The 6,266-nt window shown below is 68.8% G+C and carries 6 protein-coding genes and 1 pseudogene; 4 read left to right on the forward strand and 3 right to left on the reverse strand.

From position 1 onward, the window contains the following. Together G6022_RS12145 and G6022_RS12150 are read right to left on the reverse strand one after the other, a co-directional pair. Positions 1–452 (reverse strand): annotated as a pseudogene (locus G6022_RS12145) (adenosine deaminase); the annotation flags it as partial. Then, positions 449–1,918, reverse strand: a complete 1,470-nt coding sequence (locus G6022_RS12150) for an amino acid carrier protein (RefSeq protein ID WP_182610108.1) — start codon at positions 1,916–1,918, stop codon at positions 449–451. The gene G6022_RS12150 and the pseudogene G6022_RS12145, both read right to left, overlap by 4 nt. 56 nt (positions 1,919–1,974) lie before the next feature. On the opposite strand from G6022_RS12150, the gene G6022_RS12155 reads away from it, so the two are divergent. Next, on the forward strand, positions 1,975–2,865 hold the full coding sequence (locus G6022_RS12155) for a patatin family protein (protein ID WP_347237777.1): 891 nt from the start codon (positions 1,975–1,977) through the stop codon (positions 2,863–2,865). Between the two features lie 76 nt (positions 2,866–2,941). Here G6022_RS12155 and G6022_RS12160 read toward each other — a convergent pair whose 3' ends face one another. After that, on the reverse strand, positions 2,942–3,094 hold the full coding sequence (locus G6022_RS12160) for a hypothetical protein (RefSeq protein ID WP_182610107.1): 153 nt from the start codon (positions 3,092–3,094) through the stop codon (positions 2,942–2,944). A gap of 235 nt (positions 3,095–3,329) precedes the next feature. On the opposite strand from G6022_RS12160, the gene G6022_RS12165 reads away from it, so the two are divergent. The 3 genes from G6022_RS12165 (at position 3,330) to G6022_RS12175 (ending at position 6,148) form a co-directional block, all read left to right on the forward strand. After that, positions 3,330–3,515, forward strand: a complete 186-nt coding sequence (locus tag G6022_RS12165; RefSeq protein ID WP_182638665.1) for a hypothetical protein — start codon at positions 3,330–3,332, stop codon at positions 3,513–3,515. Positions 3,516–3,674: 159 nt separating this feature from the next. After that, positions 3,675–5,369 (forward strand): nitrite/sulfite reductase, encoded by a 1,695-nt coding sequence (locus G6022_RS12170; RefSeq protein WP_182638666.1) that lies wholly within the window; start codon positions 3,675–3,677, stop codon positions 5,367–5,369. Next, a complete protein-coding gene (locus G6022_RS12175) occupies positions 5,366–6,148 on the forward strand; it encodes a phosphoadenylyl-sulfate reductase (protein ID WP_017837640.1) in 783 nt (260 codons plus the stop codon). The genes G6022_RS12170 and G6022_RS12175 overlap by 4 nt, the downstream gene beginning before the upstream one ends. Positions 6,149–6,266: the final 118 nt, after the last annotated feature.

Raw genomic sequence — 6,266 nt, forward strand, 5'->3', positions numbered from 1 at the left:
GCCTCGAGCGCGTGCGCGCGCGCGGCGCCGCGGTCGATGCTCACGATGGCGCCGGTCCACACCCCGTGGCGCCGGCCGGCCTCCGCGACGGCGGGGAGGATGAACGCCAGGGCGTCCTCGGCCGTGTCGAAGGCGGCGGACTTGTCCGGGATGGAGGCGAACTCCAGTGCCACGACGCCCTGGGCGGCGGCGTCGGCCACCACCTCGTCGAGCAACCGACCGAGCCGCTCCGGGGTCCTCAGGAGCGAGATGAGCAGGCCGTAGGCGTCGAGGAAGCGGGTGAAGTCGGGGAACTCGACGAGCGGCGGGACCTCCACGCCGTCCTCGGCACACCACTCGCGCATGGTCTCGGCCCGCATCGCGGCCTCGAGGTGGACGTGCAGGTGCGCCTTGGGCAGGGCGGCGAAGCGCTCGTACGCGGGGGAGTGCGCGGCCGGTGCCGGGTGGCTCATCCCTTCGGTTCGACGTCGCGCGCCTCGTCGGCGACGTGCTGCAGCGTCATGGGATCGGAACCGTCCCAGGACGTGACGTTCCGGGCCTGCGGCAGGTCGTCACGGTGGAACACCGGGTTGTGGCCCTTGGCCTTCTGCCGCAGGTAGTGCTGGAGCAGGGCCACCGCGAGACCGCTGAGCGGGATGATCGCGATGAGGTTGATGGTGGCCATGACTCCCATGAACAGGTCCGCCATGTTCCAGATGAGGTCGACCGACCCCAGGCAGCCACCGAGCACGGCCAGGATGACCAGCACGCGGAAGACGCGCAGGGCCACGGGGCTCTCGCGCAGGAAGCGGATGTTGGCCTCGCCGTAGTAGGAGTTACCGAGGATCGAGGAGAAGGCGAGGAAGAAGATGACCACCATGAGGAAGGGCACGCCCCAGTCGCCGACCTGTGAGGCCAGTGAGTCCTGGGTGAGGGTGATGCCCTCGCGGTCGCCGCCGAACTCCGGGTTGGCGAGCAGGATGATGAACGCGGTGGCCGAACACACGACCAGGGTGTCGAAGTAGACGCCGAGCGCCTGCACCAGGCCCTGCTTGACGGGGTGGGAGACGGAGGCGGTGGCCGCCGCGTTGGGGACCGAGCCCATGCCGGCCTCGTTGGAGAACAGTCCACGCCGCATGCCCTGCATGATCGCCGCGCCGATCGCGGCGCCCGCGACCTCGCGGAAGCCCAGGGCGTGGCCGACGATCAGGGAGATCATCTCCGGGACCTCGGTGATGTTGATCGCCACCACCACGAGGGCGACGACGATGTAGGCGATCGCCATGAGCGGGACCACGATCTCGGTGACCGCGGACAGTCGCCGGATGCCGCCGAAGATCACCGCGCCGACCACCAGTGCCAGCACGACGCCGATGACCAGGCCGGACCCGAGCCCCTCGAGGCCGAACTGGTTGCGTACCGAGGCCGAGATGGAGTTGGCCTGGACGGCGTTGAAGACGAAGCCGTAGGTCACGGTGATGATCACCGCGAAGGCGACCGCCACCGGCTTCCACCCGAGGCCGTCGCGGATGTAGTAGGCGGGGCCGCCGATGTAGGAGTCCTTGCCCCGGACCTTGTAGAGCTGGGCGAGTGTGGACTCGACGAACGCGGTGGCGCCTCCGATGATCGCGAGCACCCACATCCAGAACACTGCACCGGGTCCGCCGACCGTGATCGCGATCGCAACGCCGGCGATGTTCCCGGTGCCCACGCGGGAGGCGGCGGAGACGGTGAAGGCGCGGAAGGCGGAGATGCCCTTCTTGTCCGGCTCGATGTCCGAGGGCTTCTCGACGATCGTCCTGAACATCTCCGGGAACATCCGGATCTGGACTATCAGTGTGGTGAAGGAGAAGTACAGGCCGGCGATGACGAGTAGCGCGATGACCGCGTACCAGTAGACATCGTTGACGGATGCTATGAAGTCGGCGAGAGCGCTCACTCGGGAGACGGTAGTCGATCATCGCTGATGTGACGATGCGACTTACCCTGGGTGTCGTGACCGATTTATCGCCCACTGCTCCGGATGTCGCAGTCCTGTTCGAGGGCGGGGGGATGCGGGCGGTCCACACGGCGGGGGTCGTGGAGACGCTCATCGATGCGGGCATCCACGGTGGGATGGCTGCGGGGATCTCCGCTGGGGCCACGCACGTGGCCAACTATCTGTCGCGCGAGGGCGTCCGCGCGCGGAAGAGCTTCGTCGAACTCGCGGCGGACCCCAACTTCGGGGACTGGCGCAGCTTCGCCCGGGGGAAGGGGCTGTTCAACGCCGAGTACATCTACGAGCAGACCGGTCTGCCGGACCAGGTGTTGCCGTACGACTTCGACACGTTCTCCAGCAGCGGCACGGCCGCGAGGATCGGGACCTTCCGGTGTTCGGACGGTGCCACGGTCTTCTGGACCGAGGAGGACGCCTCGAGCATGCCGGAGCTCATGCGGATGGTCAGGTCGTCCTCGACGATGCCGGTGTGGATGCCGCCGGTGCTGATCGACGGCGAGTACTACGTGGACGGGGCCCTGGGCCATGACGGCGGGATCCCGCTGTCCGCGGCGCGGGAGGCCGGATACGAGAGATTTCTGGTGGTGCTGACCCAGCCGAGTGGATACCGGAAGATCCCGCCGCGGCGACTTACCCCGTTCTACCGCTCGTACTTCCGGCGGTTCCCGGCGGTGGGGGAGGCCCTCCTGCACAGGTGGGCGCTCTACAACGAGACGCTCGACGAGATCGAGGCTCTCGAGGAGTCTGGCGACGCGGTGGTGTTCCGTCCGGAGCGCGTGTTGATCCGGAGTTACGAGCGCAGGGTCGACCGTCTCGCGGAGGCCTACGTCCTGGGGAGGGAGCAGGCGCGGCGAGAGGTCGACGTCTGGCTTGAGTTCTGCGGGATGTGACGGGCGCGCGAGATGACACGCCCTGCGAAATGCGAAGCGCCCCGGTGGCGGACCACCGGGGCGTGTCGAGTTTCGCTCAGGAACCGAAGAGCGCCGCGCCTCCGGCGAGGGTGCCGAGGATGTAGGCGGGCAGGCCGAGGAAGCCGTCGATCGCTGCCGAGCCGGTGCCCGTGTCGGGAAGGAGATCGGCGGAGCCGCTGGCGAGGTTGGCCCAGAATTTAGAGAACATGTGATGTCCTTTCGAGAGAGGGTGCCCCACGGGGTGGTGGGGTACGTCACTCACGGCACGGACGAATGCCGACCGTTTCCACACTTCGTCTGCCGAGACAAAGCTTCTCAGCGTATTCGTAACAGTTTCGCTGCGGGGTTCCTACTTGATGAAGATCGTCCTATAGTCGGACCAGGGCGACCGAGATGTAGTCCAAGGGGTGGGCTGACCAGGGCCGCTCTGGAAGGAGTTCATCATGTTGGGAAGTCTCTATGAGGTCGCCGGTTCGTCTATTGAGGCGACGGCCAGCCTCGCCCAAGATTCGGGATCGACCCTGGTCGATGTAGCCACCGCTCTGCCGACGTTGGTTCTCGCCTTGCTGTGGGAGACCGTGTTCGGTGTCGCCGAAGATCTGGGGTCGACCATCATGCCGCCGGTCTGACGGGCCGTACGGCGATCTGATTCCCAGCCGCCTCCCGTCGTGGGGGGCGGCTGATCGCGTGGGTGGGGCCTGCGCCGCCGACGGGTGGGGCGAGTGCGGGGGCGGAGTCCGCCGTGCGACATTAGACAGACCGGTCTGTCGACCGCTACCCTCGCGGACATGACCGGTACAGACGCCGCCGCCCGCCCCGCTCGTCCCGCCCGCGCCCCCAAGCCGCAGGGCCAGTGGAAGATCGACGGCAAGCTCACGCTCAACCACAACGAGGAGTTCAAGCTCACCGACGACGCGCTCAACGTGCGCCAGAGGATCCTCGACACCTACTCCAAGGAGGGGTTCGCCTCCATCCCGTCCGACGACCTGTCGGGACGGATGCGCTGGTGGGGCCTGTACACCCAGCGCAAGCAGGGGCTGGACGGCTCGCGGACCTCCAAGCTCGAGGCCGACGAGCTGCAGGACGAGTACTTCATGATGCGGGTCCGGACCGACGGCGGCGCGGTGACCACCGACCAGCTGCGGGTACTGGCGGGCATCTCGACCGACTTCGCCCGCGGCACCGCGGACATCTCCGACCGGCAGAACATCCAGTACCACTGGATCGCCATCGAGGACGTGCCCGAGGTCTGGCAGCGGCTCGAGGACGTCGGGATCGACACGGTCGAGGCCTGCGGTGACTGCCCGCGCGTGATCCTCGGCAGCCCGGTCGCCGGCGTGGCCGAGTCCGAGATCCTGGACCCGACCCCGGTGATCGCCGAGATCAAGGCCAAGTACATCGGCACGCCCGAGTTCTCCAACCTGCCGCGCAAGTTCAAGTCCGCCATCACCGGGCACCCGAGCCTCGACGTGGTCCACGAGATCAACGACATCTCGCTGGTGGGCGTCCGGCATCCGGAGCTCGGCCCGGGCTACGACCTCTGGGTGGGTGGCGGTTTGTCCACCAACCCGCAGCTCGCCACCCGCATCGGCGTGTTCGTCCGCCAGGAGGAGGCCGCCGAGGTGTGGGCCGGCGTGGTGGGGATCTTCCGCGACTACGGCTACCGGCGCATGCGCACCCGCGCCCGGCTCAAGTTCCTCATCAAGGACTGGGGTGCCGAGAAGTTCCGCCAGGTCCTCCAGGACGAGTACCTGGGCCGCGAGCTCCCGGACGGACCCGCTCCCGAGCGTGGCGTGGGTTCGGGCGACCACGTGGGCGTCTACGAGCAGAAGGACGGCCGCTTCTACGTCGGCGCCGCCCCCACCGTCGGCCGCGTGGGCGGCGAGAAGCTCTCGCAGGTCGCCGACCTCGCCGAGGCCGCGGGCTCCCACCGGGTCCGCTTCACCCCGCACCAGAAGCTGCTCGTCCTGGACGTCGAGCCGGAGAAGGTCGAGGAGTTGGTCGAGGGACTGGCCGCCATCGGGCTGCACGCCCGCCCGAGCTCGTTCCGCCGCTCCACCATGGCGTGCACCGGCATCGAGTTCTGCAAGCTCGCCTTTGTCGACACCAAGGACACCGCCACCGCGCTGATCGGCGAGCTCGAGAACCGGTTCGCCGACGACGCGCCCCTGCGCACGCCGTTGTCGATCCACCTCAACGGCTGCCCCAACAGCTGTGCGCGCATCCAGACCGCCGACATCGGCCTCAAGGGCCAGCTGCTCGACGGCGACACCCCGGGCTTCCAGGTCCACCTCGGTGGCGGCCTGGCCTCCCAGGACCAGGAGTCGGGTGGGCTCGGCCGCACGGTCCGCGGACTCCGCGTGCCGTCCGCGGACCTGCCCGACTACGTGGAGCGCGTGATCCGCAAGTACATGGAGACCGGTGCCGACGGCGAGACGTTCGCCGAGTGGGCCCACCGTGTGGAGGAGGAGGTTCTGGTATGACCGCAGTCGCACTCGATCTGCTGCCCCGCAGCACCGTCCTGACCCCCGGCCCCGGCCGGCGTCGGACCACCGAGGAACTCAAGGCCATCGCCGAGGACGCGGCGCGTCGATTCGACGACCGCGGGCTCTACGGCCACCACGGCGAGGTCGACCCCGCCGAGGTCCTGGCCTGGGCGGGCGAGACCTTCGGCGACGCCCTCGCCGTGGCCTGCTCGATGGCCAACACCGTGGTGCCGGAGATGACCGCGCAGTACGCCCCGGGAGTGGACGTGCTCTTCCTCGACACGGGGTACCACTTCTCGGAGACCATCGGCGTCCGGGACGCCCTCGCGTCCACACCGGGCCTGAACGTCGTGGACGTGCGCAGCCCCGCGAGCCGTGAGGAGCACGAGGCCGCGCTCGGCCCGCGCCCGTTCGAGACGAACCCGGAGCTGTGCTGCCGCCTGCGCAAGGTGGAGCCGCTCGACGCGGCGCTGTCCGGATACGAGGCGTGGATCACCGGTCTGCGCCGGGTGGACACCGACCACCGCGCCGGAGCGGCGATCGTGGAGTGGGACGCCAAGCACTCGATGATCAAGATCAACCCGCTCGTGGCGTGGACCCTGGATCGCGTCCACGCCTACGCGGAGGAGCACGGGTGCCTCCTCAATCCCCTGCTCGACGACGGCTTCCCGTCGATAGGCTGTGAGCCGTGCACCCACCGCGTCGAAGCCGGAGCGGATCCGCGCTCAGGTCGCTGGGCCGGTTCCTCCAAGACCGAGTGCGGCATCCACCTGTGACGATCGCGTTCGCTGACGCCGCCCCCGCGGCCGAGCGGCCGGCGGCACCCGCGTTGGACGGCCTCCCCCTGACGGTGGGGCTGTCCGCGCGCGAGGTGCTGGTGGTGGGCGCGGGGCC

This window comes from Dietzia sp. Cai40, assembly GCF_014145165.1.
Lineage (GTDB): Bacteria > Actinomycetota > Actinomycetes > Mycobacteriales > Mycobacteriaceae > Dietzia > Dietzia natronolimnaea.

Bases quoted from the DNA above. Each gene is read 5' to 3' on its own strand.
- G6022_RS12160 (WP_182610107.1), bottom strand. From the start codon at position 3,094: ATGTTCTCTAAATTCTGGGCCAACCTCGCCAGCGGCTCCGCCGATCTC.
- G6022_RS12165 (WP_182638665.1), top strand. From the start codon at position 3,330: ATGTTGGGAAGTCTCTATGAGGTCGCCGGTTCGTCTATTGAGGCGACG.
- G6022_RS12175 (WP_017837640.1), top strand. From the start codon at position 5,366: ATGACCGCAGTCGCACTCGATCTGCTGCCCCGCAGCACCGTCCTGACC.
- G6022_RS12170 (WP_182638666.1), top strand. From the start codon at position 3,675: ATGACCGGTACAGACGCCGCCGCCCGCCCCGCTCGTCCCGCCCGCGCC.